This window comes from Novosphingobium huizhouense (assembly GCF_020179475.1).
GTDB lineage: Bacteria > Pseudomonadota > Alphaproteobacteria > Sphingomonadales > Sphingomonadaceae > Novosphingobium > Novosphingobium huizhouense.
Genome location: NZ_JAILXZ010000001.1, coordinates 22,124 through 47,350, shown reverse-complemented (window position 1 = coordinate 47,350; position 25,227 = coordinate 22,124). Strand labels below are relative to the sequence as shown.

The 25,227-nt window shown below is 67.9% G+C and carries 21 protein-coding genes; 15 read left to right on the top strand and 6 right to left on the bottom strand.

The features are described from left to right. Window positions 1-22: 22 nt before the first annotated feature. The 4 genes from tsaD to K3A85_RS00210 are packed head-to-tail and all read left to right on the top strand — an operon-like array spanning window position 23 to window position 4,174. On the top strand, window positions 23-1,072 hold the full coding sequence (tsaD, locus tag K3A85_RS00225) for a tRNA (adenosine(37)-N6)-threonylcarbamoyltransferase complex transferase subunit TsaD (protein WP_225204486.1): 1,050 nt from the start codon (window positions 23-25) through the stop codon (window positions 1,070-1,072). Further along, on the top strand, window positions 1,069-2,076 hold the full coding sequence (locus tag K3A85_RS00220) for an NAD(P)H-dependent glycerol-3-phosphate dehydrogenase (protein WP_225204485.1): 1,008 nt from the start codon (window positions 1,069-1,071) through the stop codon (window positions 2,074-2,076). Before tsaD ends, K3A85_RS00220 begins: the two co-directional genes overlap by 4 nt. Beyond that, window positions 2,069-3,586 (top strand): lipopolysaccharide biosynthesis protein, encoded by a 1,518-nt coding sequence (locus K3A85_RS00215; protein WP_225204484.1) that lies wholly within the window; start codon window positions 2,069-2,071, stop codon window positions 3,584-3,586. Before K3A85_RS00220 ends, K3A85_RS00215 begins: the two co-directional genes overlap by 8 nt. A gap of 33 nt (window positions 3,587-3,619) precedes the next feature. Next, window positions 3,620-4,174, top strand: a complete 555-nt coding sequence (locus K3A85_RS00210; protein ID WP_225204483.1) for a hypothetical protein — start codon at window positions 3,620-3,622, stop codon at window positions 4,172-4,174. A 1-nt stretch (window position 4,175) separates the two neighbouring features. Here K3A85_RS00210 and K3A85_RS00205 read toward each other — a convergent pair whose 3' ends face one another. From K3A85_RS00205 to uvrB, 4 genes are all read right to left on the bottom strand, one after another. Next, on the bottom strand, window positions 4,176-4,775 hold the full coding sequence (locus K3A85_RS00205) for a hypothetical protein (protein WP_225204482.1): 600 nt from the start codon (window positions 4,773-4,775) through the stop codon (window positions 4,176-4,178). Beyond that, on the bottom strand, window positions 4,775-5,071 hold the full coding sequence (locus K3A85_RS00200) for an addiction module antidote protein (RefSeq protein ID WP_225204481.1): 297 nt from the start codon (window positions 5,069-5,071) through the stop codon (window positions 4,775-4,777). Before K3A85_RS00200 ends, K3A85_RS00205 begins: the two co-directional genes overlap by 1 nt. Next, window positions 5,046-5,399, bottom strand: coding sequence for a type II toxin-antitoxin system RelE/ParE family toxin (locus tag K3A85_RS00195; protein ID WP_225204480.1), 354 nt, complete (start codon window positions 5,397-5,399; stop codon window positions 5,046-5,048). Before K3A85_RS00195 ends, K3A85_RS00200 begins: the two co-directional genes overlap by 26 nt. 72 nt (window positions 5,400-5,471) lie before the next feature. Continuing rightward, complete coding sequence (gene uvrB / locus K3A85_RS00190; protein WP_225204479.1) at window positions 5,472-7,661, bottom strand: excinuclease ABC subunit UvrB; 2,190 nt, start codon at window positions 7,659-7,661, stop codon at window positions 5,472-5,474. A 268-nt stretch (window positions 7,662-7,929) separates the two neighbouring features. On the opposite strand from uvrB, the gene K3A85_RS00185 reads away from it, so the two are divergent. From K3A85_RS00185 to K3A85_RS00160, 6 genes are all read left to right on the top strand, one after another. After that, window positions 7,930-8,760, top strand: coding sequence for an alpha/beta hydrolase family protein (locus tag K3A85_RS00185; protein WP_225204478.1), 831 nt, complete (start codon window positions 7,930-7,932; stop codon window positions 8,758-8,760). A 106-nt stretch (window positions 8,761-8,866) separates the two neighbouring features. Beyond that, entirely contained in the window at window positions 8,867-10,300 is a 1,434-nt protein-coding gene (locus K3A85_RS00180; protein WP_225204477.1) for a circularly permuted type 2 ATP-grasp protein, read from the top strand. 1 nt (window position 10,301) lies between these two features. Beyond that, window positions 10,302-11,249 (top strand): alpha-E domain-containing protein, encoded by a 948-nt coding sequence (locus tag K3A85_RS00175; protein WP_225204476.1) that lies wholly within the window; start codon window positions 10,302-10,304, stop codon window positions 11,247-11,249. A 17-nt stretch (window positions 11,250-11,266) separates the two neighbouring features. Continuing rightward, window positions 11,267-12,079: a transglutaminase family protein gene (locus tag K3A85_RS00170; protein WP_225204475.1), complete on the top strand. Its 813-nt coding sequence runs from the start codon at window positions 11,267-11,269 to the stop codon at window positions 12,077-12,079. A gap of 85 nt (window positions 12,080-12,164) precedes the next feature. Continuing rightward, entirely contained in the window at window positions 12,165-12,932 is a 768-nt protein-coding gene (locus K3A85_RS00165; RefSeq protein WP_225204474.1) for a proteasome-type protease, read from the top strand. Window positions 12,933-13,203: 271 nt separating this feature from the next. Continuing rightward, window positions 13,204-13,824 (top strand): response regulator transcription factor, encoded by a 621-nt coding sequence (locus K3A85_RS00160; RefSeq protein WP_225204473.1) that lies wholly within the window; start codon window positions 13,204-13,206, stop codon window positions 13,822-13,824. A gap of 794 nt (window positions 13,825-14,618) precedes the next feature. On the opposite strand, the gene K3A85_RS18090 is transcribed toward K3A85_RS00160, so the two are convergent. Continuing rightward, complete coding sequence (locus K3A85_RS18090; protein ID WP_318248052.1) at window positions 14,619-17,636, bottom strand: hypothetical protein; 3,018 nt, start codon at window positions 17,634-17,636, stop codon at window positions 14,619-14,621. 183 nt (window positions 17,637-17,819) lie between these two features. Further along, window positions 17,820-18,488 (bottom strand): extensin family protein, encoded by a 669-nt coding sequence (locus K3A85_RS00150; protein ID WP_225204472.1) that lies wholly within the window; start codon window positions 18,486-18,488, stop codon window positions 17,820-17,822. 279 nt (window positions 18,489-18,767) lie between these two features. Here K3A85_RS00150 and K3A85_RS00145 point away from each other — a divergent pair, with 279 nt between their 5' ends. The 5 genes from K3A85_RS00145 to K3A85_RS00125 all read left to right on the top strand — a co-directional run bounded on the left by K3A85_RS00145 (window position 18,768) and on the right by K3A85_RS00125 (window position 25,224). Next, window positions 18,768-19,916 (top strand): phosphoserine transaminase, encoded by a 1,149-nt coding sequence (locus K3A85_RS00145; protein ID WP_225204471.1) that lies wholly within the window; start codon window positions 18,768-18,770, stop codon window positions 19,914-19,916. Window positions 19,917-20,032: 116 nt separating this feature from the next. Next, the gene (gene serA / locus K3A85_RS00140; RefSeq protein ID WP_225204470.1) at window positions 20,033-21,631 is read left to right on the top strand and encodes a phosphoglycerate dehydrogenase; all 1,599 of its coding nucleotides are present in this window, start codon (window positions 20,033-20,035) and stop codon (window positions 21,629-21,631) included. A gap of 73 nt (window positions 21,632-21,704) precedes the next feature. Further along, window positions 21,705-22,829 (top strand): ATP phosphoribosyltransferase regulatory subunit, encoded by a 1,125-nt coding sequence (locus K3A85_RS00135; protein ID WP_225204469.1) that lies wholly within the window; start codon window positions 21,705-21,707, stop codon window positions 22,827-22,829. 136 nt (window positions 22,830-22,965) lie between these two features. Next, window positions 22,966-23,679 carry an SDR family oxidoreductase gene (gene bdcA / locus K3A85_RS00130; RefSeq protein ID WP_225204468.1) on the top strand — a complete coding sequence of 238 codons (714 nt, stop codon included), beginning with the start codon at window positions 22,966-22,968 and terminating at the stop codon, window positions 23,677-23,679. A gap of 255 nt (window positions 23,680-23,934) precedes the next feature. Then, window positions 23,935-25,224: an adenylosuccinate synthase gene (locus tag K3A85_RS00125; RefSeq protein ID WP_225204467.1), complete on the top strand. Its 1,290-nt coding sequence runs from the start codon at window positions 23,935-23,937 to the stop codon at window positions 25,222-25,224. Window positions 25,225-25,227: the final 3 nt, after the last annotated feature.

Sequence of the window (25,227 nt, the reverse complement as noted above, 5' to 3'; positions counted from 1 at the left end):
ATCTCTAAGGGGAAGCGCTCCCATGGCACTGATCCTCGGCATCGAATCCTCCTGCGACGAAACCGCCGCCGCGGTGATCGACAGCAACGGCGAAACGCTCGCCGCGCGCATCGTGGCGCAGCGGATCGCCTCGCAGGACGAGATGCACCGGCCCTATGGCGGCGTGGTGCCCGAGATCGCGGCGCGCGCGCACGTCGAGGTGCTGGGGCCGATGATCGAGCAGGTCCTGGCCGATGCCGGACTGGCGCTCGACGACATCGACGCGATCGCCGCCACCGCCGGCCCCGGCCTGATCGGCGGGGTGATGGTCGGCCTGGTCACCGGCAAGGCGCTGGCGATGGCGGCGGACAAGCCGCTGATCGCGATCAACCATCTCGAAGGCCACGCGCTCTCGCCGCGCCTTGCCGAACCCGCGCTCGCCTATCCCTACCTGCTGCTGCTGGTTTCGGGCGGCCACTGCCAGATCCTGGAAGTGCGCGGTCTTGGCGATTATCGCCGGCTCGCCACCACGATCGACGATGCGCTGGGCGAGGCGTTTGACAAGACTGCCAAGATCCTCGGCCTCGGCTATCCCGGTGGCCCGGCGGTCGAACGGCTGGCGCGCGAGGGCGATCCCAAGGCCGTGCCATTGCCGCGCCCGCTGGTGGGCAGCGGCGAGCCGCACTTCTCGTTCGCCGGGCTCAAGAGCGCAGTGATGCGCGCCAAGCAGGCGGGCACGCATCGCGATGCCGACATCGCCGCCTCGTTCCAGCAGGCCGCGCTCGATTGCGTGATCGACCGGACCCGGATCGCGCTTGGCGCCTGCGGGCCAGTGACCGCACTGGTGGTGGCGGGCGGGGTCGCCGCCAATGCCGCGCTGCGCGGGGCGCTGGAGGAGTTGGCGTCAAGCGCAGGCCTGCCGCTGGTCGCGCCGCCGCCCAAGCTGTGCACAGATAATGCGGCCATGATCGGCTGGGCGGGGGCGGAACGCTTCGCAATGGGTTATAGCGAGGCGCTCGACGTGGCGGCGCGGCCGCGCTGGCCGCTCGATGCCAATGCCGCGCCGGTGCGCGGCGCAGGGGTGAAGGGATGAGCGAGGGCGCAGTTTCGGTCGGCGTGGTGGGCGCAGGCGCCTGGGGCACGGCACTTGCGCAGATGCTTGCCAGCGACGGGCGCGACGTGCTGCTCTGGGCGCGCGAGATCGAACTGGTGGCGGAGATCAACGAAGAGCGGCGCAACGGCCTGTTCCTGCCTTCGGCCGAACTCCATCCGACGATCCGCGCGACGGGCGACCTTGCCGAGTTGGCGCAAGTGCCGGTGCTGCTGATGGTGACACCGGCGCAGCATCTGGGCACGGTGCTTTCGGGCATCGGCCATCGCGGCGAGGGCGATCTGGTGCTGTGCTCGAAGGGGATCGAGGCGGCGACCGGGCGGCTGATGGCCGATGTCGCGCGCGATGCGGCGCCGGGCGCGAGCCTTGCCGTGCTGTCCGGCCCGACGTTCGCGCACGAGGTCGCCGCCGGGCTGCCGACGGCGGTGACGCTCGCCTGCGCCGGCGGCGAGGCGCAGTGGCGCAGGCTTTCGGCGGCGATCGCGCGGCCGACCTTCCGGCCCTATTATTCCGACGACGTTGCCGGGGCCGAGATCGGCGGCGCGGTCAAGAACGTGCTGGCGATCGCCTGCGGCGTGGTCGAAGGCCTGCGGCTGGGGCAGAACGCGCGCGCGGCGCTGATCAGCCGCGGCTTTGCCGAAATGCAGCGCTTCGGCCTTGCCATGGGCGCGCAGGCCGAGACGCTTTCGGGGCTGTCGGGTCTGGGGGACCTTGTGCTGACCTGTTCCTCGACCTCGAGCCGCAACTTCTCGCTCGGCAAGGCGCTGGGCGAAGGCGCGAGCGCGGCGGCGATCCTCGCCGACCGTGCGACCGTGGCCGAAGGCGCCTTCACCGCGCCGGTGCTCGCCGAGATCGCCCGCGCGCGCGGCGTGTCGATGCCGATCGTCGAAGCGGTGACGGCCTTGCTTGCGGGCAAGGCGCCGGCGCACGCGGTGGTGGCGCAGCTGCTGGCGCGACCGCTCAAGGCAGAAGCGCTGCTTGGCTGACGCCGCCGCCTTGCCATCGTCGCGCACCGCGGAGCAGCGGGATGCCGAGCAGCAGGACATCGCCGCGCTCGCCAAGGGCGGGCGCACGAACTTCTTCGGCTTCCTGCTGCGGCTGGGCGGTACCGCGCCGTTCCTGTTCATCGCCGGGCGGTTCTATGGGGTCGAGGCGCTGGGCCGCTATGCCTCGGCATTGGTGATCGTCGAACTGGTCAGCCAGGTCTGCAGCCTCGGCCAGCGGCGCGGGCTCGCCCAGCGCCTGGCCGAGGACGCGCGCGAGGAGACGCACAGCGTGGCCGACGCGATGACGCTGTCGCTGGTCGTCTCGCTGCTGGCGGCGGGGGCGCTCTATGCCTTCCCCGCGCCGATGTTCCCGAGCGGCGAATTCAACGCCTTCGACCGGCTGCTGCCTTTCGCGATCGTCACCAACACGCTGACCGACGTCGCCCTGGCGGCGCTCGCCTATCGCTACAACGTCGGCGCGACGGTGCGCGCGCGCTCGGTGGTCGAGCCGTGGACGCAGACGCTGGCGGCGGTGGGCTTCCTGTTCGTGCTGCCGGCGGGTGGCCTCGCGCTGTCCTATATTCTCGCCAAGCTCTGCGCGCTGGTCGTGGCGCTGGTGCCGCTGTTCCGCAGCTATGGCCGCCCGCGGCTGTGGAAGCCGAACATGCAGCGGCTGGCGCGCCTTGCCCTGACCTCGGCACCGCTCGCCGGAGCGGACATGATCGAATGGGGCACGCGCAAGCTCGACATCGCGCTGCTCGGCTTCTTCACTTCGCCGGTGGCGGTGGGGATCTACTACGCCGCGCAGCAGGTCGCGACGCTGCCGCAGAAGCTTAAGACCAGCTTCGAGCCGATCCTGGGGCCGGTGATCACGCGTAACCTCAAGGAGCGCAACTATGCCGCGATCGCCCAGCAGGTGTGCCAGGTGGGGTACTGGATCACTGCCGCGCAGGCGGGGATCGCGCTGGCGCTGGGAATTCCGGGCAAGGGCGTGATGGGCCTCGTCGGGCCGCAGTTCGTGGCGGGGACGGGCGCGCTCGCGCTGCTGCTCACCGCCGAAGTGGTCGCCGCGCCCGCCGTGGTGAGCGAGGCGGCGCTGATCTACATGGCGCGGATGAGGAACCTCTACATCAGCCTCGGCGCGATCGCTCTGCAAGGCGCGCTGACGGTGGCGCTGATGCTGCTGGCGCGCCAGGCGCAGGCAGGGCCGCTGCAGCAGGCCGAGGCGGCGGCGTTCGCTCTCGCGGTGGCGCTGGCGCTGTCCTCGCTGGTCAAGTCGAAGCTCCTCGCGCGCATTCTCGGCGCGAAGATCACCAACTTGCGCTGGCCGCTGGTCTGGGCGGCGGCGCCGGCGGCGCTGGTCGGCTTTGCCGTCAAGCTGCTGCCCGAATGGCTTGAACTGTCTCTCGGCATTCCTGCGATCCTGGGCGTCTACGGCTTCGTCATCTGGCGCTTCGGGTTCGGGCCGGAAGACCGGCTGTTGTTCCGCAAGCAGCGCGCTGTAGAGTGACGCGCTGAGCATTCTTTCGAGGGGCCTGCTGGCATGTTGCAGATGATCGAAGCCAACTGGATTGCCGTGACCGCGCTGGTGGTGCTGGTGCTGCTGGTCGCGTGGGCGGTGTGGGGGCGCAAGAAGCCTGCGCCCGAGAAGCGCGAGTATCGCGACGTGCTGTCCGAAGGTGCAGGCCCGGCGCAGCGCAACGCGGCGCTGATCGATGCGCCGCCCGCCGCCGCGATCCCGCCGATCGTGCCGACGCCCGCGGCCGGGCTCATGGCCGGCGTGGGCGAGATCGTGGCGCATGCCGCCGAAGAGGAAGTCGAGGCCGCGCCGGTCGCAGGGGCAATGCCGGCGGCGGGCGAGGCCGACGACCTCACGCGGATCAAGGGCATCGGTCCCAAGCTCAACGCGCGTCTCAAGGAACTGGGCGTGACCCGCTTTGCGCAGATCGCGGCGTGGAGCGAGGCGGACCTGGCGGGGATCGACGCGCAACTGGGCGCCTTCGCCGGTCGGCCCAAGCGCGACGCCTGGGTCGAGCAGGCGGCGCTGCTCGCAGGCGGCGACACCGGCGCCTACGAAGCGAAGTTCGGCAAGCTCTGACCTATTCGGCCGTTGGCGCGCCTGCCCCGGCGACCGGGGTTACAGGCGCGGCGGCGGCGGGGCTTGCCTTGCAGCGGCGCAGCACTTCGCGCATCGGCTCGCCTGCGGACACCTTGATCATGCCGCCGCCCGGCAGCGTGCCGTTGAAGGCGCTCTGGAACACGCCCGCGCCAGGATCACCGGGCGCTAGCGAGCCTTGCCAGAGATAGCCGCGCTGACCGGGGATGGCGGTCGCATCGACCGGAAGCCGCAGGATGCGCCCGCCGCCCTGCAGCGCGAACAGCGCCTGGGCGCCGACTTCGGCTGGCGAATGGCGCGTTACCAAGAGCAGGCCCGAACGGCACGCGACGGAGAGCAGCGGGGCCTCCCCGGTATAGCCGAAGGCGGCGGAGGCGCCGTCCGGCGTGGCGGCCCAGACGGGCTTCGCCTTGTCGTCGGCGCTGTGCAGCGGCGCGGTCTCGGCCTGCGGCATGGCAAGGCGCACGGCGGCGAGCGGAGCACTGTCGGCCGCGGGCGACGCGGCGGAACTGGAGCAACCGGCGAGGGCGAGGGCGGCGAGGGATGCCGCCGCCGGGCTCAGGAAGGTGACCGTGTGTCTCATCAAGCGGCTGCAGGGCGCTTCTGGACCGTGAGTTCAAAGCCGAGTGCATCAAGCACGGCGGTCAGAGTCTCAAGCGTGGGGTTACCTGTCTCTGACAGCGCTGCATAAAGCGCTTGGCGCCCAAGGCCGGTCTTGCGAGCGATTTCTGTCATGCCTCTGGAACGCGCCACGTCGCCGAGCGCGCTGGCAATGTGCCGCGCGTCGTTTCCCTCCATCGCGGCTTCCAGATAGCAGAGGATATCGTCCTCGGTTTCAAGGTGTCGGGCTGGATCAAACGGAACAACCTTCAATGCCATTGCCTGCTTCCCTAGCCAGTTCCTTCGCCATCGCGATGTCGCGCGCCTGCGAGGTCTTATCGCCGCCGTTCAGCAGGACGATGAGAATATCGCCCTGCCACATGTAATAAACCCTGTAGCCGGGGCCGAAATGCAGGCGCAACTCCTGCACGCCATCGCCAACAGATTTGCTGTCCCCTGGGTTTCCAGAAGCCAGCCGCTTTAGCCGGTCATCGATCCGAATCCGCGCCCTGCGATCGCGAAGTCCGTCGAGCCAATCGCGAAATCGTTCGGTCTGGAGGATTGTTGTATGTCCCTTATAAAGGACATTCGGAAATTCGTCAACCATCCGCGGCACTTCATGATGAGAGGCCCAACAGTGACGCCAATCCGCCTGACTGAAGAGGCCATTTGGATAGCCTCACCGCCCCCACTTGGTCTTCTGGCTTTTCCCGAACCGCGTCTTCCTTGTTCCCGGCTTGCCTTCGTTGCTGCGGCCCACGATCGGCGCCTTGCGGTCATCCTCGGGCAGGCCGAGTTCGGTCGCTTCGAGCTTGCGGATTTCGTCGCGCAGGCGGCCGGCTTCCTCGAATTCGAGGTCGGCGGCGGCGGCGCGCATCTTGCGTTCGAGTTCCTCAATGTAGGCGCGCAGGTTGTGACCGACGAGGTTGTTCGATCCTTCGGCGTCGATGTCGACCAGCACGCCGTCGCGGCTGGCGGTGTCGGCGACGATGTCGTGGATGTTGCGCTTGATGGTTTGCGGCGTGATGCCGTGGAGTTCGTTGTATTCCTGCTGCTTGGCGCGGCGGCGGTCGGTTTCGGCGATGGCGCGTTCCATGCTGCCGGTCATGCGGTCGGCATAGAGGATCACGCGGCCATCGACGTTGCGCGCGGCGCGGCCGATGGTCTGGATCAGCGAGGTTTCCGAGCGGAGGAAGCCTTCCTTGTCGGCATCGAGGATGCAGACGAGGCCGCATTCGGGAATGTCGAGCCCTTCGCGCAGCAGGTTGATGCCGACCAGCACGTCATAGACGCCAAGGCGCAGGTCGCGGATCAGTTCGATGCGCTCCAGCGTCTCGACGTCCGAATGCATGTAGCGGACCTTCAGCCCCGCTTCGTGCATGAACTCGGTCAGGTCCTCGGCCATGCGCTTGGTCAGCGTGGTGACGAGCGTGCGGTAGCCGTTCTGCGCAGTGAGGCGGCATTCGTTGATGCAGTCCTGTACCTGGTCCTCGACCGGGCGGATGAGAACCGGCGGATCGATCAGGCCGGTGGGGCGGATCACCTGTTCGGCGAAAACGCCGCCCGCCTGCTCCATCTCCCACTGCGCGGGCGTTGCCGAGACCGCGATGGTCTGCGGGCGCATCGCGTCCCATTCGTTGAAGCGCAGCGGGCGGTTGTCGATGCAGCTGGGCAGGCGGAAGCCATATTCGGCCAGCGTCAATTTGCGGCGGTGGTCGCCGCGCGCCATCGCGCCGACCTGCGGCACGGTCTGGTGGCTTTCGTCGATGAACAGCAGGCAGTTGTCGGGCAGGTATTCGAACAGCGTCGGCGGCGGCTCGCCCGGCAGGCGGCCGGTGAGGAAGCGGCTGTAGTTCTCGATCCCCGCGCACGACCCGGTGGCAGCGATCATCTCGAGGTCGAAGTTGGTGCGCTGTTCGAGCCGCTGGGCTTCGAGCAGGCGGCCTTCCTCGGTCAGTTCCTTCAATCGCTCGGTCAGTTCGAAGCGGATCGCCTCGGCCGCCTGCTTCATCGTGGGGCCGGGGGTGACATAGTGCGAATTGGCGTAGACGCGCACGTTCGACAGGCTGGTGCCGGCCTGGCCGGTCAAGGGATCGAATTCGACGATGCTCTCGATCTCGTCGCCGAAGAAGCTCACGCGCCAGGCGGTGTCGTCGTAGTGCGAAGGGAAGATTTCGAGGTTGTCGCCGCGCACGCGGAAGGTGCCGCGCTGGAAGGCGGCGTCGTTGCGCTTGTACTGCAGCGCGACGAGCTTGCGGACGATCTCGCCCTGGTCGACGCTGGTGCCGACTTTCAGGTCGAAGATCATCGCCGAATAGGTCTCGACCGAGCCGATGCCGTAGATGCACGAGACCGAGGCGACGATGATCACGTCGTCGCGTTCGAGCAGCGCGCGCGTGGCCGAATGGCGCATCCGGTCGATCGCCTCGTTGGTCGAGGATTCCTTCTCGATGTAGGTGTCCGAGCGGGGGACGTAGGCTTCGGGCTGGTAGTAGTCGTAGTACGAGACGAAGTACTCGACTGCGTTCTCGGGGAAGAAGCTCTTCATCTCGCCGTAGAGCTGCGCGGCGAGGATCTTGTTGGGGGCGAGGATCAGCGCCGGGCGCTGCAGTTCCTCGATCACCTTGGCCATCGTGAACGTCTTGCCCGAGCCGGTGACGCCGAGGAGCACCTGGGTCTTTTCCCCTTCGCGTGCCGAGGCGACGAGATCGGCGATGGCGGTCGGCTGGTCGCCCGCCGGCTGATAATCCGAAACGACCTTGAACGGCCGCCCGCCGTCCGATTTCTCGGGCCGCTGCGGCTTGTGGGGAACGAAGGTGCCGGAGGTGTCGGGCTCTTCCAGCCCGCGGCGGATGACGAGTTCGGCCATGCCACCGAGTATGGGTGTTCGGCTTGCGTTCCGCAATGGCGCTGCGCCGGTTCGCACCGCGCCCTGTCGGGCATCTTCGCATCCGAACCGGTAGCCGAGCGTTGAGGGAACTTGGGGACGGCGGCCCCGCGCCCGCCACGTCAGTCTCCGCAAGGATCCGGGAAGATGCGTGGCGAATTGAAGACGAATGCAGTGTTTTTGACACAAATATGAAACGAGATAGCGAATCTGGCGTTTCCCCCGCACCGAACCTACCAGCGGACCGATCATGGCACTGACGCAGCAACAGACCCCCTCGCTCAAGGCACCGTTCGACTGGCGTTCGCTGGGCGATCGCTTTTCGGTGCTGCGCGACGAGGCGCTGCGTCGGCGCGCGCTGGCGTTCGAACCCCGGCCGACCGATGCGCGCGGTCCGGCGCTTGCCCGTCTGCTGGCGGAACTCAAGACCCCGGTCGAACTGTGGCAGGCGCATCGCGCCGCGCGCGCGCAGCGCAAGCGCAGCGCGGCCGTGGCCGCCGCGGCCCGGCTGTCGCACCCGGTCATGCTGCTGCCGGGGTTCGGCACCCATGCCGCGCGGATGAAGACGCTGCGTCGCGCGCTCGAGGATTCCGGTCACCGCGTTTCCGACTGGGGGCTCGGCTTCAACTTCGGGCCGAGCGAGGAAAGCTTCGAGCGCCTGTGCGAACGGGTCTGCGCGATGGCGCGCAAGGAGGGCCAGCCGCTGGTGCTGGTGGGCTGGAGCCTGGGCGGCCTGTTCGCCCGCGAACTGGCGCATCGCCACCCCGAGGCGGTGGCGATGGTGGTGACGATGGGCTCGCCGTTCTCGGGGGATCGCCGCGCCAACAACGCCTGGCGCGCCTACCAGGCCATCGCCGGGCACAGCGTCGATGAGCCGCCGGTGGGCCATGCCTTCGCCGACAAGCCGCCGGTGCCGACGGTAGCGCTTTGGAGCGCGCGCGACGGCATCGTCTCGCCGCGCTCGGCCTGCGGGCGCAAGGGCGAGCGGGACATCGCCATCCCGCTTCGCTGCACGCACCTGGGCTTCGCCAGCCATCCCGACGTGGCGCGCACGCTGTGCGCGCTGGTCGACTGCATCTGAAGGCACCGCGCCGACTCGAAATCGTAAAATATCTCGCAGGTGCAGCATAGGCGCTTGCGGGACGCGGGAAGCTATGCAAGCTTCGGCGCCAATACGGGATGCGCCGATGAACAACTCCTCACCCTCGTCATACGACGAGATGGTCGATGCCGATGGGGCGGTGCGCCCCGCCTACGCCGGTTACCGCCAGTGGTTCGAGGAGCAGCCCCCCGATCTCCTGCGCCGCAAGGGCAGCGAAGCCGAAGCCTTCTTCCGGCGGACCGGCATCACCTTCAACGTCTATGGCAGCGAGGATGCCGAGGAGCGGCTGATTCCGTTCGACATGGTGCCGCGGATCATCACCGCGCAGCAATGGCGGAAGCTGTCGCGCGGGATCGAGCAGCGGGTGCGGGCGCTCAACGCGTTCCTCCACGATCTCTATCACCGGCAGGAAATCGTCAGGTCGGGCCGGCTGCCCGAGCGCCTGCTCAAGGGCAACGAGGCGTTCCTCGCGCAGATGGCGGGCTTCACCCCGCCGGGCGGGGTCTATACCCACATCGTCGGCATCGACCTTGTCCGCACCGGCGAGGACGAGTTCATGGTGCTCGAGGACAATGCGCGCACGCCGAGCGGGGTCTCGTACATGCTCGAGAACCGCGAGACGATGATGGCGATGTTCCCGGAGCTGTTCACCCGGGTGCGGGTGCGCGAGGTCTCGGACTATCCGCGTCGTTTGGCCCGCAGCCTTGCCGCCTGCGCACCGCCGGCGGCGCGCGGGCACAAGCCGGTGGTCGCGGTGCTGACGCCCGGCAGCTACAACTCGGCCTATTTCGAGCATGCCTTCCTCGCCGACCAGATGGGCGCCGAACTGGTCGAAGGGAGCGACCTGCGCGTCGAGAACGGGCGCATCGCGATGCGCACGACGCGCGGCTGGCAGCCGATCGACGTGATCTACCGGCGGGTCGACGACGAATATCTCGACCCGCTGACGTTCAACCCTTCGAGCGTGCTCGGCGTCGCCGGGATCATCGACGTCTATCGTGCGGGCGGCGTCACCATCGCCAACGCGCCGGGCACGGGCATCGCCGACGACAAGGCGATCTACAGCTTTATGCCCGAGATCGTCGAGTTCTACACCGGCGAAAAGCCGATCCTCAAGAACGTGCCCACCTGGCGCTGCAGCGAGCCCGAGGCGCTTAGATACGTGCTCGACAACCTCGCCGAGCTCGTCGTCAAGGAAGTCCATGGTTCGGGCGGCTATGGCATGCTGATCGGCCCGACCTCGTCACGCAAGGAGATCGCCGCCTTCGAGGCCAAGTTGCGTGCGCGGCCCGAGAACTACATCGCACAGCCGACGCTCGCGCTGTCGACGGTGCCGATCCTGACCAAGGCCGGCCTTGCGCCGCGCCATGTCGACCTCAGGCCCTTCGTGCTGGTCAGCCCGAATGGAATCGACATCACGCCCGGCGGGCTGACCCGCGTGGCGCTCAAGAAGGGATCGCTGGTGGTCAATTCCTCGCAGGGCGGCGGGACCAAGGACAGCTGGGTGCTGGACGACTGATATGCTGGGACGCTCCGCAAACGGCATCTTCTGGCTGTTCCGCTACCTCGAGCGCGCGGAGAACACCGCGCGGCTGATCGAGGCAGGCTTCCGCATGGCGCTGACGCGCGACACCCGCGACGCGCGAGATGAATGGCGTTCGGTCATCGTCACCTTGGGGCTTCAAGGCGCCTACGAGGCCAAGTTCGGCTTGGATTACGCAGGACCGCAGGTGTTCAACTTCGTGCTGCGCGACAAGGACAATCCCGGCAACGTGCTCGCGATGATCGAGCAGGCGCGGCACAATGCGAGGATGGTCCGCACCGGCATCACCCGCGAGGTGTGGGAGACCGTCAACGAAAGCTGGATGAAGCTCAAGGAACTGCTGGCGCGGCCGGTCACCGACGCGCGCCTGGGACTCGTCATCGACACCATTCGCCGCCAGTCGACCGAGGTGCGCGGCGCGATGGAAGGGACCATGCTGCGCAACGACATCTACAACTTCGCGCGCATGGGCACCTTCATCGAACGCGCCGACAACACCGCGCGCATCCTCGACGTGAAGTACTACGTGCTGCTGCCCTCGCTGTCCTATGTCGGCTCGAGCCTCGACAACGTGCAGTGGGAGAACGTGCTGCGCTCGCTCGCCGGCGAGCGCGCCTATCGCTGGCTCAACGCCGGCCGCATGGAAGCGCGCGGCATCGCCGAGTTCCTGATCCTCGACGGGCGCTTCCCGCGCAGCCTCGCGTTCTGTTACGCCAAGCTGCAGTCAAACCTTGCGCACCTCGCGCGCGAATACGGCGCGCACACGCCCGCGCACGACATCCTCGGCGCCGCGGTGGCGCGGCTCCAGGACGCCACGATCGAGGCGATCTTCGAGCAGGGCCTGCACCAATTCATCGGCGAGTTCATCGCCACGAACGGGCGGCTGGGCGCGCAGATCCAGCGCGACTACCGGTTCACCGAATAGGGGAAGGGGCCGCAACGATGCGCATCGCGATCGAGCACACCACGCACTACCACTTCTCGCACCCGCTCCAGAACGGGCTGCAGCGGCTGCGTCTGACCCCGCGCACGGGGGCAGGGCAAGTGGTCGACGCGTGGGCGGTCACCGCCGAGGGCGCGCGCGTCCAGCTCGAATACGACGACCACAACGCCAACCGCGTGACGCTGATCGCGTTCGAGCCGGGCACGCGCGAAGTCGCGATCCGTTGCACCGGCACGGTCGAGACCACCGACCAGGCCGGCATCGTCGGGCGCACTGCTGGCTATCTGCCGCGCTGGCACTTCCTCGAGCCGACGCCGCTGACCCAGGTCGGGCCGAAGGTCCGGGCGCTGGTGGCGCGGCTGGCGCCAGGCGACGACATGCTCGCGCGGCTCCACGCGCTGTCCGATCTCGTCGCCGACGCGGTAACCTACGAGCTGGGCCATACCGACGCGGCGACGAGCGCCGAGGCGGTGCTGGCAGCCGGGCACGGGGTGTGCCAGGACCACGCACACGTGTTCATCGCCGCCGCGCGTGCGCTCGGCGTGCCCGCGCGCTACGTTTCGGGCTACCTCCTGATGGACGACCGGGTCGACCAGGACGCGGGCCACGCCTGGGCCGAAGCCGAGGTCGAGGGGCTGGGCTGGGTCGGCTTCGACATCTCCAACCGCATCTGCCCCGATGCACGCTATGTCCGGGTGGCGACCGGGGCGGACTATCGCGACGCCGCGCCCGTGACCGGGATCCGGGTCGGCAGCAGCGACGAAACGTTGCAGGTCAGGCTTGCAGTCCAGCAGCAGCGTATGGAACAGTAAGTCCGAACGATGACAGCGCAGGCGGGAATCGGGCGAAAGCTCGGCCGCGCGCGTTTCGGACGACAGGGAACATCCGGGGAAAACAATGACCTATTGCGTGGGCATGGTGCTCGACAAGGGCCTCGTCCTGATGAGCGACACCCGCACCAATTCGGGCGTCGACAACATCTCGGTGTTCCGCAAGATGCATTCCTGGCAGGTCCCGGGCGAGCGCATCGTGACGATCCTGACCGCGGGCAACCTCGCCACCACGCAGGCGGTGATCAGCCAGCTCGAGGAACGCAACAAGGCGCCGAGCGAGCGGCGCCCGTCGATCCTCGAGGCGCCCACGATGTTTCAGGTGGCGACCCAGGTCGGTCGCCTGCTGCGCGACGTGATCGAGGGGCGGCAGGATTCGGGGATGCAGTCGGAAGGACCGCGCTTCACCGCCTCGATGATCGTCGCAGGCCAGATCCGCGACATGGAGCCGCGGCTGTTCCTGATCTACCCGGAAGGCAACTTCATCGAGGCGAGCTTCGACACGCCGTTCTTCCAGATCGGGGAGACCAAGTACGGCCGCCCGATCCTGCTGCGCGGCTACGACCCGGCGATGAGCTTCGAGGATGCGGTCAAGCTGCTGATGGTGAGCTTCGATTCCACGCTCGCGGCCAACCTCTCGGTGGGCTTGCCGCTCGACCTGATGGTGATCGAGCGGGATCGGTTCGAACCGCTCCACCAAAAGCGCATCCTGGCGAGCGATCCGTACTTCAAGTCGATCTCGTCAAGCTGGAGCGAGGCGCTGCGCAAGGCGTTCCATTCGCTGCCCGACTACACCTTCGCCGACGAGGCGGCAGCGGTCCGAACAATCGAATAAGTAGAATACCTTAGCCGAATCACTGAGCCCGATTGGTTAAGGGCCAAACCATACTTGGTAACCGCCGCGAGACCCGCCAAGGCGCATATCGGGGGTCATGGACCACGATCTTGCACCCTCGTCGCAAACGATAGCCGGGAACACAATCCGTTCCGGAGGAAAACCAGCTAAGGGAAAGCCTGTAGGAGCGACCGATAGGCTGCTGAATTCGTTTCGGAACGAAGCTAACACAAATGGCGCTTCGCGTCCGGACGGGGTCTTACTCTCGGGCATGGTCGAACGTGTCACACTCCACATCCTCGATAGCGACAGCGCCCGGCGTGCGCAGCTCGCCCGTCTCGCCTTTGCCGCGGGGCATCACGCCGAAATCTACGCCAACGCGGAGGAGCTGCTCGCGCACGCGCCGTCGAACGGCCTGGTGCTCGCGCACGACGAGCCGACGGGGCAGGGCATCGCCGCGCTGATCGCCGCGATGATGCGCGCCGGCCACTGGCTTCCGGTGATCGCGGTGGCCGAGACGCCCGAGACGCACGCGGTGGTCACCGCGATCAAGGCGGGGGCGCTCGATTACCTCGCGGTGCCGCAACAGATCGGGCCACTCAACGAAGCGGTTGCCCACGCCACCCGCGAGGCCGAGGCGCACCGCGCCCAGCGGGCCCGCGCCGCCGAAGCGCGCCAGCGCATCGCGCGCCTCAGCTTGCGCGAACGCGAAGTGCTCGATCGCCTGGCCGAAGGCTGCAGCAACAAGGCCATCGCCCGCGATCTCGATATCAGCCCGCGCACCGTCGAAATCCATCGCATGAAGATGATGGGCAAGCTCGGCGCGCGCCACGCGGCGGAGGCGGTTCGCCTGCGCATCGAGGCCGCGGGCCTGGGAGACGTCGCGGCGTGACGAAAGGACGAAGGCAGGCCGTATCGCAAAGCCGGTAACGCCCAGGAGGGTTGGGGCGCGGCAAGGCGCACAGGGGGTGCGCAACGGCCTGTTCGACCATACGTCACGCCGCGGCCCACCCGCCGCTGCGCCCGCCGACAGCGTGGTGCACGCAATGCCTTACCCCGTGCCCCCCGGGGTCGCAGGGAGCGGGTCGTCCGGATCGTCAGCCGGGCGGCCCGTTTCCGTTGCCGTTTCGGCATTGCCCTCGGCATTCGGCAGTGCCCACGGCTTTCGGGGTTGGCCGCAGCTTCCGGATTGGCCCACGGCTTGCGGGGTGCCAGGCGCCTTCGGCGTAGTCGCCGACATGCTGCGTGGCCTTACGGCCTACGGCGCTGCCCACAGGCATTAGAGGTCGCCTACGCCCCTTGGTTTGAGCTCGGCCTTTCGGACCTGCCTTTGGCTCGAGCCCTTGCCCTCGGGGTTGGACGTCGACCGCGGCCTTCGGCATCGACCCCAGGCCCTCGATAACCTTCTCCGCCTGCGCACTCCTGTCGGTTTTCCCGGTCGTCGGGAAATCGGATCGTTGCCGGGAGACCTGTCCACGCGGCCCTGCTTGCTGCGCTGTCGCCGCTCCTCCGCCAGCGGCGTCTTGCCGTTTGCACCTCGCGCCCCCGCGATCGCACGGCGGACGCGATGGTCGGATCCTTGCAGAGCCCGGGTGGTCGCATGGTGGGCCCGCCCGCTGCGTACCGGCCTTGCGGTCGCGTCGACGGCGGAGGCGCGCCGCGGCCAGCGCCGCGCCCCGCTCGGGGCTAGACGACGAAATCGTCGGCGTGGAGCACGTGCTGGCCGGTCAGGGTCAGCGTGATGTCCGCGACCCTGTCGCCATCGATGTCGACCTGGACTTGCGTGTCGGCGCCAGCCGCCTGGTATCGAAGTGCACCGACGATGCCGTTGAATCCCTGCGTGCCGATGAAGAGATAGTCGTCGCGCAAGCTCGCATCGTAAAGGTATTGGCTCGCGAACGCGATCTTGTCGGTGCCTTCGGTGAAGTCGCTGATGCGGATCGCGCTGGGCGACTTCACGCTGGTGATGATGAAGGTGTCCGCACCGGCGCCACCGATCAAGGTGTCGTTGCCGTAGATCTCGACCAGCTGGTCGTTCCCGGCCGCGCCCGACAGCGTCTCCTTGCCTGAGCTGCCGACGATCAGGTTGTCGAGCGCGTTGCCGGTAAGCGTGATTGCGGCGGCGGTGCTCGACATCAGCACCTCGATGTTGTCCGGCAAAGTCATCGACACTTCAGCGTAGACGACGTCCGTCCCGCCATCCTTGCCCTCGACCAACGTGTCGTCGCTCGAAGCGACGATGTAGGTGTCGTCGCCGCGGCCGCCGATCAGCGTGTCCTTGCCACCCTGTCCGTCGAGGTAGTCGTTGCCCGCGCCGCCGACGAGCCGATCGTCGCCGCCGCCGCCAAGCAGGCTGGTGCCGCTGTCGTTGGCGCTGAGCACGTTGCTCGCATCGTTGCCCGAAATGACGGTGTGGGCGGTTCCGGTGGCGCGCGCGTTCTCGACATTGGCGTAGAGGCCGAGGTCGAGGTCGAAGGCGGAGCGGATCGTGTCGATGCCGCCACCGGCCGCCTCGACGATCGTGGTCGTGCCGTATTGCCCGACCACGTAGGTGTCGTTCCCCGCGCCGCCTTCGAGCGTATCGTACCCGCCACCGCCGTCGAGGACGTTGGCTGCCGCATTGCCGGTGATGTGATTGTTCCCGGCATTGCCGGTGCCGTTGAGCGCCCTCGAGCCCACCAGCACAAGGTTCTCGACATTGGCGGCGAGCGTGGCCGAGACATTGGCGCGGACGGTGTCCATGCCGCCGTCGACGTTCTCGACCACCACATCGCCGAGCGAATCGACGATGTAGGTATCGTTGCCGGCCCCGCCGGTCATCGTGTCGGCGCCCGCCTTGCCGTCGAGCACGTTGTTGAAGGCGTTCCCCGTCAGCGAATTTGCTTTGTCGTTGCCGGTCGCCTTTAGCGCGTCGGCCGAATTGAGCAGCACGAGCTGCTCGACGTTGGCCGACAGCGTGTAGCTGATCCGCGCCGTAACCACGTCGACGCCTTCGCCCGCGGCTTCGGTGACGACATCGCCCAGGCTGTCGACGACGTAGGTATCGTTGCCGGCGCCGCCGCTCATCGCGTCGCGACCGGTCCCACCGTCGAGCCGGTCGTCGCCGGCCCCCCCAAGCAGCACGTCCGCGCCGGCGCCGCCCTCGAGTGTGTCGTTGCCGTCGAGACCGCTTAACGTGTTGACGCCGGCGTTGCCGACAAGGCGGTTGTTCCCGGCGTTGCCGGTGGCGTTGATGTTCGCCGAACCGGCGAGCGTGACATTCTCGATGAAGGCGGCGGTCAACACGTAGCTGGTGCGCAGCACGACGGTGTCGGTGCCGTCGCCGGCCGAAGTTTCCTCGACGACGTCGCCGGCATTGTCGATGACATAAGTGTCGTCGCCCGGGCCGCCGCGCATCACGTCCGCGCCCGCGCCGCCATCGAGCAGGTCGTTGCCCGCGCCGCCGTCGAGCGTGTCATTGCCTTCGTTGCCGAACAGCCGGTCGGCGCCGCCGCGCCCGGTCAGCACGTTGGCGGCAACGTTGCCGACAAGGTCGTTGGCGGCGCTGTTGCCACCGGCGTCGATCGCGGCGTGGCCGCGCAGCACGATCCGCTCGACATTGGCGGGCAGCGTCGTCAGCGAAGTCGCGGTGACGATCGTGTCGAAGCCCGCGTTGGCGTCTTCGATCACCGTGTCGCCCGCGGTGACGTAATAGGTGTCGTCGCCGAGCTTGCCGGCGAAGCGGTCGGCTCCGGCAGTGCCCTTGAACACCTCGTCGCGCAGGCTGAGGTCGATCAGCGTGAGATCGTAGGCGGCATTGGGCGACTGATCGAGCGTGGTGAGATACTTGCCATCGGGAGAGACCAGCAGGTTGCTGCCAAGCGAGCCGTAGAACGATTCGCCGGTCTGAACCGTGAAGTGCTCGACCAGCGACCAGTCGGCGAGCGAATATTCGCTGATCGTGCCGTCGGTGAAATAGACGAAGGCGTTCTTGCCGGCGCTGTCGACGTCGATGCCGGCGATCGGTTGGCCCAGGTAGACGTCCTTCTGCCACTTAAGGTCGAGCCCGTAGACCTTGACCGTGCCGTAGTAGATGAACTGCAGCGCCAAGCCGGCCGCCTCGCTCACCGCGACCGAGCCCCAGTTGAAGCCGGAGATGCCGCCCTGATAGTTGTCGCCTGCGGCTACAACGGCGCCGCGCCGGGCATCGTAGAGGAACAGCGGTCCATCGCTGATGCCGGGTTCGGCAAGGAGCGTCAGGTTGCCGTCGCGCACCATCGTGGCGCTGTTGCTGTAAGAGACGGCGCCCTTCACGTCGGAGAATGTCCCGGTGGCGAGATCGAGCAACTGAGCGTTCTGCTTGTTTCCGCCCGTGACTAGCACATGCCCGGCATCGACCACCTGAATGTCGCTGAAGTCGCCGCCGTTTTCGATCGCGTAGGTCTTGATTGCGCCGGTCGCGACAGTGATGGCGTCGACCATGCCGTCGGAGCTGGCGGGATAGCCCTTGAAGGCGAACAGCGTCTTGCCATCGTCGCTGACGGTGATCGCCTTGTAGTTGCGGCCGGCATCGATCGACTTGACCAGGCTATGCGTCGCAAGATCGTAGATCTGGATCGTGCCGTCGGTGGTGGTTGCAAATGCGCGCGATCCGTCGGCGCTCATTGCCACGTCACGGACGTTATTGCCGCCGAGCTGAAACGTCCCGACTGCGTCCTTACCCACATAATTTGCCATTAACTTGCCCCCAGATCGCGAAATTTGGCCGCGGAGGACGAGGGGTAAAGCGTTATACGCGGAATTAAAGGCGAATTCTCAGGTCGGCGTCGGAAGGGTGTCCAGTTCGAGCGATGCCGCCGTCGTCATTCATCGAAGGGGCATCCCCCCAGCAGCGGGCTGGGGAGGGGGCTAACGACAAAACGCCTTCGTCCCGCCCACTTCCAGATGCAGGTGGTCATGGTGCGCGGCGTTGTAGTCCGGGCTGAGCACGGTGCCGAAGCGCTTGCAGCCGCTGTCGCGCACGGTGCGCAGGAAGGCGCGGATCTGGGGCGAGGGGCTGTTCCAGTCGCGCAGCACGGTGATCCGGCGGCCGTCGGCCAGCAGGAAGCCGCCGATGTCGATCGCGTTGGCGGTGGCGTGGGCGGACATGCGCGTGGTGCCGGCGACGGTGCGGCAGCTGTAGCTGCCCATCGTCTCGATCCGGGCGAGCGGGCTGCCGAGGATCTGCCGGGCGGCGCGGTCGACCCCGAAGCGCGCCCAGCCCGACAGCGTGTTGGCCGCCGTGCAGGTGACCGGTCCGAGGTTCGAGAGCGGCAGCCGTGCCGTGTCGCTGCGAAGGTAGGTGAGCCGCACGGTGCCGAGTGTTGCGCAGCCGGCGCCGTAGTACTGGTCGGGCAGCGGCGTGAAGGCGGCGTCGCTGCGGCCGAGGTTGGCGAGGCACTGGCGCTGGTCGGGGCTGGGGGCGATCGTCTCCATCGCGCTGCGCGAAGGGCGGCGCTGCGGCGCCTCCGGCGCGCCGACGCAGCCGGCAAGGCCGAACGCGAGCGACAGTGCGGCGAGCGGGTGCAGAGGACGCAACCTGACCGTCGCGCAAGCGGCGCGGTCGATCCGGGGTGCGCGTCGCGACGAGCCGTCCATGGCGATTCGCTGGCCTCTCCCTGCCGTTCCTGTCCACCCCGATCCGCCGGGCGAAAATAAACTCGCGACGAGGCGAAGCGCGGCGCGCTGCGGCTTTGCGTGCCGCCGCGCGTAGAATCGCACATGCCCTTGCGGTTGACAACGCCGGCGTCGCCGTTAGGGCGGCCGACGGGCCACGCGGTCCCAACGCCGCGCGTGCTCTCTGCAAGGAGAGACTACATGACTGAGCTTACCGCCGCCAAGCCGGCCACGACGCCCCTGCGTCCCTTCTTCTCGTCCGGTCCCTGCGCTAAGCCGCCGGGCTACGCTCCCGAAAAACTCGCCACCGAATCGCTCGGCCGCTCGCATCGCGCCAAGATCGGCAAGGCGCGCCTGCAGTACTGCATCGATCTGATGCGCGAAGTGCTCCAGCTGCCCGACACGCACCGCATCGGTATCGTGCCGGGCTCCGACACCGGCGCCTTTGAAATGGCGATGTGGACGATGCTCGGCGCCCGCGGCGTCACTGCGCTCGCCTGGGAAAGCTTCGGCGAGGGCTGGGTCACCGACGCGGTAAAGCAGCTCAAGCTCGAACCCACCGTGGTGCGCGCCGACTACGGCCAGCTTCCCGATCTCGACAAGGTCGACTGGTCGGACGACGTGCTGTTTACCTGGAACGGCACAACCTCGGGCGTGCGCGTTCCCGATGGCGAATGGATCCCGGCCGACCGCCAGGGCCTGTCGTTCGCCGACGCGACCAGCGCCGTGTTCGCCTACGATATTCCGTGGGACAAGATCGATGTCGCCACCTTCTCCTGGCAGAAGGTGCTGGGCGGCGAAGGCGGCCACGGCGTGCTGATCCTCGGTCCCCGCGCGGTCGAGCGGCTTGAAAGCTACACGCCCGCCTGGCCGCTGCCCAAGGTGTTCCGCCTCGTTTCCAAGGGCAAGCTCGCCGAGGGCGTGTTCAAGGGCGAGACGATCAACACCCCCTCGATGCTGGCGGTGGAAGACGCGATCTTCGCGCTCGAATGGGCCAAGGGCCTCGGCGGTCTCGAAGGCCTCAAGGCGCGCTGCACCGCCAACGCCCACGCGCTCGACAAAATCGTCGCCGAACGCGCCTGGCTCGGCCACCTCGCGCAGGACAGCGGCACCCGCTCGAAGACCTCGGTCTGCCTCACCGTCGAAGGCGCGGATGCCGACTTCATCAAGAAGTTCGCCGCCCTGCTCGAGAAGGAAGGGGCCGCGTTCGACGTCGCCGGCTACCGCGATGCCCCGCCGGGCCTGCGTATCTGGTGCGGTGCGACGGTCAACGTCGAGGACATCGAGGCCCTCGGCCCCTGGCTCGACTGGGCCTACGCCGAGACCAAGACCGCGCTCGCGGCTGCCTGATCCAGCTTATCACTTGGCGTCACCCCGGACTGGATCCGGGGTCCCGCTTCCTTTTCTCCACCCGCGCAAGCAAGCGGGATCCCGGGTCAAGCCCGGGATGACGAAGGACACATGACATGACCAAGACCCCCCAGAAGCCTCGGGTTCTCATTTCCGACAAGATGGACCCCAACGCCGCCCGCATCTTCACCGAGATGGGCTGCGACGTCGACGTGATCACCGGCGAAACGCCGGAACAGCTCGCCGCACGCATTGGCGAATACGATGGCCTTGCTATCCGTTCGTCGACCAAGGTGACCAAGGACATCCTCGCCGCCGCCAAGAACCTCAAGGTGATCGGCCGCGCCGGCATCGGTGTCGACAACGTCGATATCCCGGCGGCTTCGGCGCAGGGCGTGGTGGTGATGAACACCCCGTTCGGCAATTCCATCACCACCGCCGAACATGCCATCGCCATGATCTTCGCCCTCGCGCGCCAGATCCCCGAAGCCAACGCGCAGACCCAGGCGGGGCTGTGGCCGAAGAACGGCTTCATGGGCGTCGAGGTCACCGGCAAGACGCTGGGCCTGATCGGCGCGGGCAATATCGGCTCGATCGTCGCCACCCGCGCGCTCGGCCTCAAGATGAAGGTCGTCGCCTACGATCCGTTCCTCACCCCCGAACGCGCGATCGAGATGGGCGTCGAAAAGGCCGATCTCGACACGCTGCTGGCCAAGGCCGACTTCATCACGCTGCACACCCCGCTGACGGCGGAAACGCGCAACATCCTCAGCCGCGAAAACATCGCCAAGACCAAGAAGGGCGTGCGCATCGTCAACTGCGCGCGTGGCGGCCTGATCGATGAAGCCGCGTTGAAGGATGCGCTGGATTCGGGCCAGGTGGCCGGGGCCGCGCTCGACGTGTTCGAAACCGAACCCGCCAAGGAATCGCCGCTGTTCGGCACGCCGAACTTCATCTGCACGCCGCACCTGGGCGCGTCGACCACCGAAGCGCAGGTCAACGTTGCGCTGCAGGTGGCTGAGCAGATGGCCGAATACCTGACCACCGGCGGCGTGACTAACGCGCTCAACATGCCGAGCCTGTCGGCCGAGGAAGCGCCCAAGCTCAAGCCGTACATGGCGCTCGCCGAAAAGCTCGGCAAGCTGGTCGGCCAGCTGGCGCACGACAACCTGACCAAGATCGCGATCGAGGTCGAAGGCGCCGCCGCGCAGCTCAACCAGAAGCCGATCACCGCCGCCGTGCTTGCAGGGCTGATGAGCCAGTATTCGCAGTCGGTGAACATGGTCAACGCACCGTTCCTCGCCAAGGAGCGCGGGCTCGACGTCCGTGAAGTGCGCCACGACCGCGAAGGCGAGTACCGCACGCTGGTGCGCGTCACCGTCGGCACCGCCGCGGGCGACCGCTCGGTTGCGGGCACGCTGTTCGGCAACGGCCAGCCGCGCCTCGTCGAGATCTTCGGCATCGGCATCGAGGCCGACCTCGACGGTGACATGCTCTACATCGTCAACACCGACGCGCCCGGCTTCATCGGCCGCATCGGCACGCTGCTGGGGCAGAACGGCACCAACATCGGCACCTTCCACCTCGGCCGTCGCACCGCCGGCGGCGAGGCGGTGCTGCTGCTCTCGCTCGACAGCCCGGTCGCGCCCGAGGTGCTCAAGCAGGCTGCCGAGATCGAGGGCGTGCGCACGGTCAAGGCGCTGAAGTTCGTCTGAGCGCAGCCAAGTCCCGATCCGCTCGCATCCGCCTTCGACTTTGGCGGGGCGAGCGGGTAGGGGGCGATTCGCGATGACCGACGATACCGACCTGCTGCCCGAGGGGCTCGAGGACCGCCTGCCGCGCGAAGCGGCGACGACGACGCGGGCGATGCGCGCGATCCAGGACGTGATGCACGGCTACGGCTACGACCGCGTGCTGCCGCCGATGATCGAGTTCGAGAAAAGCCTCGCTTCGCGCATGGCGGGCATCCAGAGCCGGCGCATGTTCCGCTTCGTCGATCCGTCGAGCCTGCGGATGATGGCGCTGCGCAGCGACTTTACCCCGCAGATCGGCCGCATCGCGCAAGGACGCCTTGCCGGCGCGGCGCGGCCGCTGCGGCTGATGTATGCAGGCCAGGTGCTGACGATCAAGGGCGACGGGCTGGACCCGGCGCGCGAGAAGCTGCAGTGCGGGGCCGAACTGGTCGGCAGCGACAATGTCGCGGCGGCCATCGAGATCCTGACCGTGGCGATCGAGGCGCTGCAGGCGGCGGGCGCGAGGGGGGTCAGCGTCGATTTCACGCTGCCCGATCTGGTCGACACGCTGGCCGAGAAAGCCTTTCCGCTCGCGCCCGCGCACGTCGAGGCGGTGCGGCGCGAGCTCGATACCAAGGATGCCGGCGGTCTGCGCGATGCAGGCGGCGAGGCCTACGTTCCGCTGATCTATGCGACCGGCGACTTCGACAGCGCGATCGAGAAGCTGGCCGCCATCGACGCCGGCGGCGCGCTGGCGAGCCGCATCGCCGCGCTGCGTGAAATCGCCGCCGCCATCGCTCCGACCGGCGCGCGCCTGACGCTCGATCCGAGCGAGCGCCATGGCTTTGAATACCAGAGCTGGTTCGGCTTCACGCTCTATGCCGACGGCGTGCGCGGACTGTTGGGCCGGGGCGGCACCTACCGCATCGGCGCCGATGGTCGTGGCGGCGAGGTCGCGACCGGCTTCTCGCTCTATCCCGATCCGCTGATCGGACTCCTCGCCGAAAGCGAAGAACAGGGCGACAAGGTGTTCCTCCCGCTCGGCCACGATCGCGCGGCAGCGGCGCGACTGCGCGGCATCGGCTGGCGCACGGCGGCGGCGCTGAGCGACGCGGACAGCGCCGAAGCGATGGGCTGCACCCACGTGCTCGACGGCAGCGAGGTCGTGCCGCTCGGTTGAGGGGCGCCGCATCGTTCGATTTTTCCGTAGGCTTTCCCGCGATTTGTCCGACTGGCGACAAGGTCGATGCGCTGGCATCACCTTCGTCGACCGGCGGGCATCCATCCGCTGCGGGGAAGACCAAGGAAATCGAGACATGACCGATCTTGCCGACAAGAAAGTCCTCGTGCTCGGCGGCAGCCGGGGCATCGGTGCCGCCATCGTCCGCCGCTTCGTCGCAGGGGGGGCGAAAGTGTCGTTCACCTACTCCGGCTCCGAAGCCGCCGCGCTCGCTGTTGCGGCCGAGACCGGCACGCAAGCGATCAAGGCCGACAGCGCCGACCGCGACGCGCTGGTCGCGACCGTGGCGGCTGCGGGCGCGCTCGACGTGATCGTGATCAACGCAGGCGTCGCGCTGATGGGCGATCCGCTGACGCTCGATCCCGATGCGGTCGACCGGATGATCGACATCAACGTGCGCGCGCCCTACCACGCCGCGGTCGAAGCGGCGCGGCAGATGAACGACGGCGGCCGGATCATCGTGATCGGCTCGGTCAACGGCGACCGCATCCCGTTCCCGGGCGTGACCGCCTACACCATGACCAAGTCGGCGATGCAGGGCATGGTCCGCGGCCTTGCCCGCGACTTCGGTCCGCGCGGCATCACCGTGAACGTGATCCAGCCGGGGCCGACAGACAGCGACATGAACCCCGCCGACGGTCCGATGGCCGACTTCATGCACACGACGATGGCGATCAAGCGCCACGCCCGCGCCGACGAGATCGCGGAATACGCGGCCTATCTCGCCGGCCCCCACGCCGACATGATCACCGGCGCGCTGCAGACCATCGACGGCGGCTTCGGCGCCTGACCCTTCGCGCGGCGGATGTCGGCCAATCGGCATCCGCCGCGCGTCGCGCCTCATTGGCGCAGCGCATCGACGGTCGGTTCGATGCGCCGGCTGGCGGACAAGCACAGCCACGCCTTGACTTGTGCCTCCCTCTCACCCTAACGCGCGCACCGCACATCGGGTGCGCCGCTTGCGTGCCCTGTATCCCGTCCGTACCGCCGAGTCCTGTCGAAGGGCGCTACCGGAACCACCTTGGCAGGGTGGAGGAGTATATTCATGGCCAGCGTTACCGTGATCGGCGCCCAGTGGGGCGATGAGGGCAAGGGCAAGATCGTCGACTGGCTGGCAAGCCGCGCCGACGCGGTGGTCCGCTTCCAGGGCGGGCACAATGCCGGCCACACGCTGGTGGTGGGCGAGCAGGTCTACAAGCTCTCCCTCCTGCCGTCGGGCATCGTTACCGGCACGCTGTCGATCATCGGCAACGGCGTGGTGCTCGATCCCTGGGCGCTCAAGGCCGAGTTCGACAAGCTCACCGGCCAGGGCGTGACGATCAACGCCGACAATTTCGCGATCGCCGACAACTGCCCGCTGATCCTGCCGCTGCACCGCGATCTGGACGGTCTGCGCGAACAGGCGGCGGGTTCGGGCAAGATCGGCACGACCGGCCGCGGCATCGGCCCGGCTTACGAAGACAAGGTCGGCCGCCGCGCGATCCGCGTGTGCGACCTCGCGCACCTCGATGCGCTGGACAGCCAACTCGACCGCCTGTGCGCGCACCACGACGCGCTGCGCGCAGGCTTCGGCCAGCCGCCGGTCGACCGCGCGGCGCTGCTCGCCGATCTGGCCGAGATCGCACCCTTCGTGCTGCAGTTCGCCCAGCCGGTGTGGAAGCGGCTGAACAAGGTGCGCAAGGCCGGCGCGCGCATCTTGTTCGAAGGCGCGCAGGGCGTGCTGCTCGATGTCGACCACGGCACCTATCCGTTCGTCACCAGCTCGAACACCGTCTCGGGCACCGCAGCCTCGGGTTCGGGCCTTGGCCCCAACGCCACCGGTTTCGTGCTCGGCATCGTCAAGGCCTATACCACCCGCGTGGGCTCAGGCCCGTTCCCGACCGAGCTGGAGGACGAAACCGGCCAGCGCCTCGGCGAACGCGGGCACGAGTTCGGCACCGTGACCGGGCGCAAGCGCCGGTGCGGCTGGTTCGATGCGGTGCTGGTCCGTCAGTCCTGCGCGATTTCCGGCGTGACCGGCATTGCCCTCACCAAGCTCGACGTGCTCGACGGGTTCGACAAAGTGAAGATCTGCACCGGCTACCGCCTGCGCGGAAAGGTGCTCGACTATTTCCCGAGCCACGCCGCCGACCAGGCCGCTGTCGAGCCGATCTACGAGGAAATGGACGGCTGGCAGGGCACCACCGCCGGCGCGCGCTCGTGGGCGGACCTTCCGGCGCAGGCGATCAAGTACATCCAGCGCGTGCAGGAACTGATCGAAACGCCGGTCGCGCTGGTCTCGACCAGCCCCGAGCGCGAGGATACCATCCTCGTGCGCGATCCTTTCGTCGACTGAGAC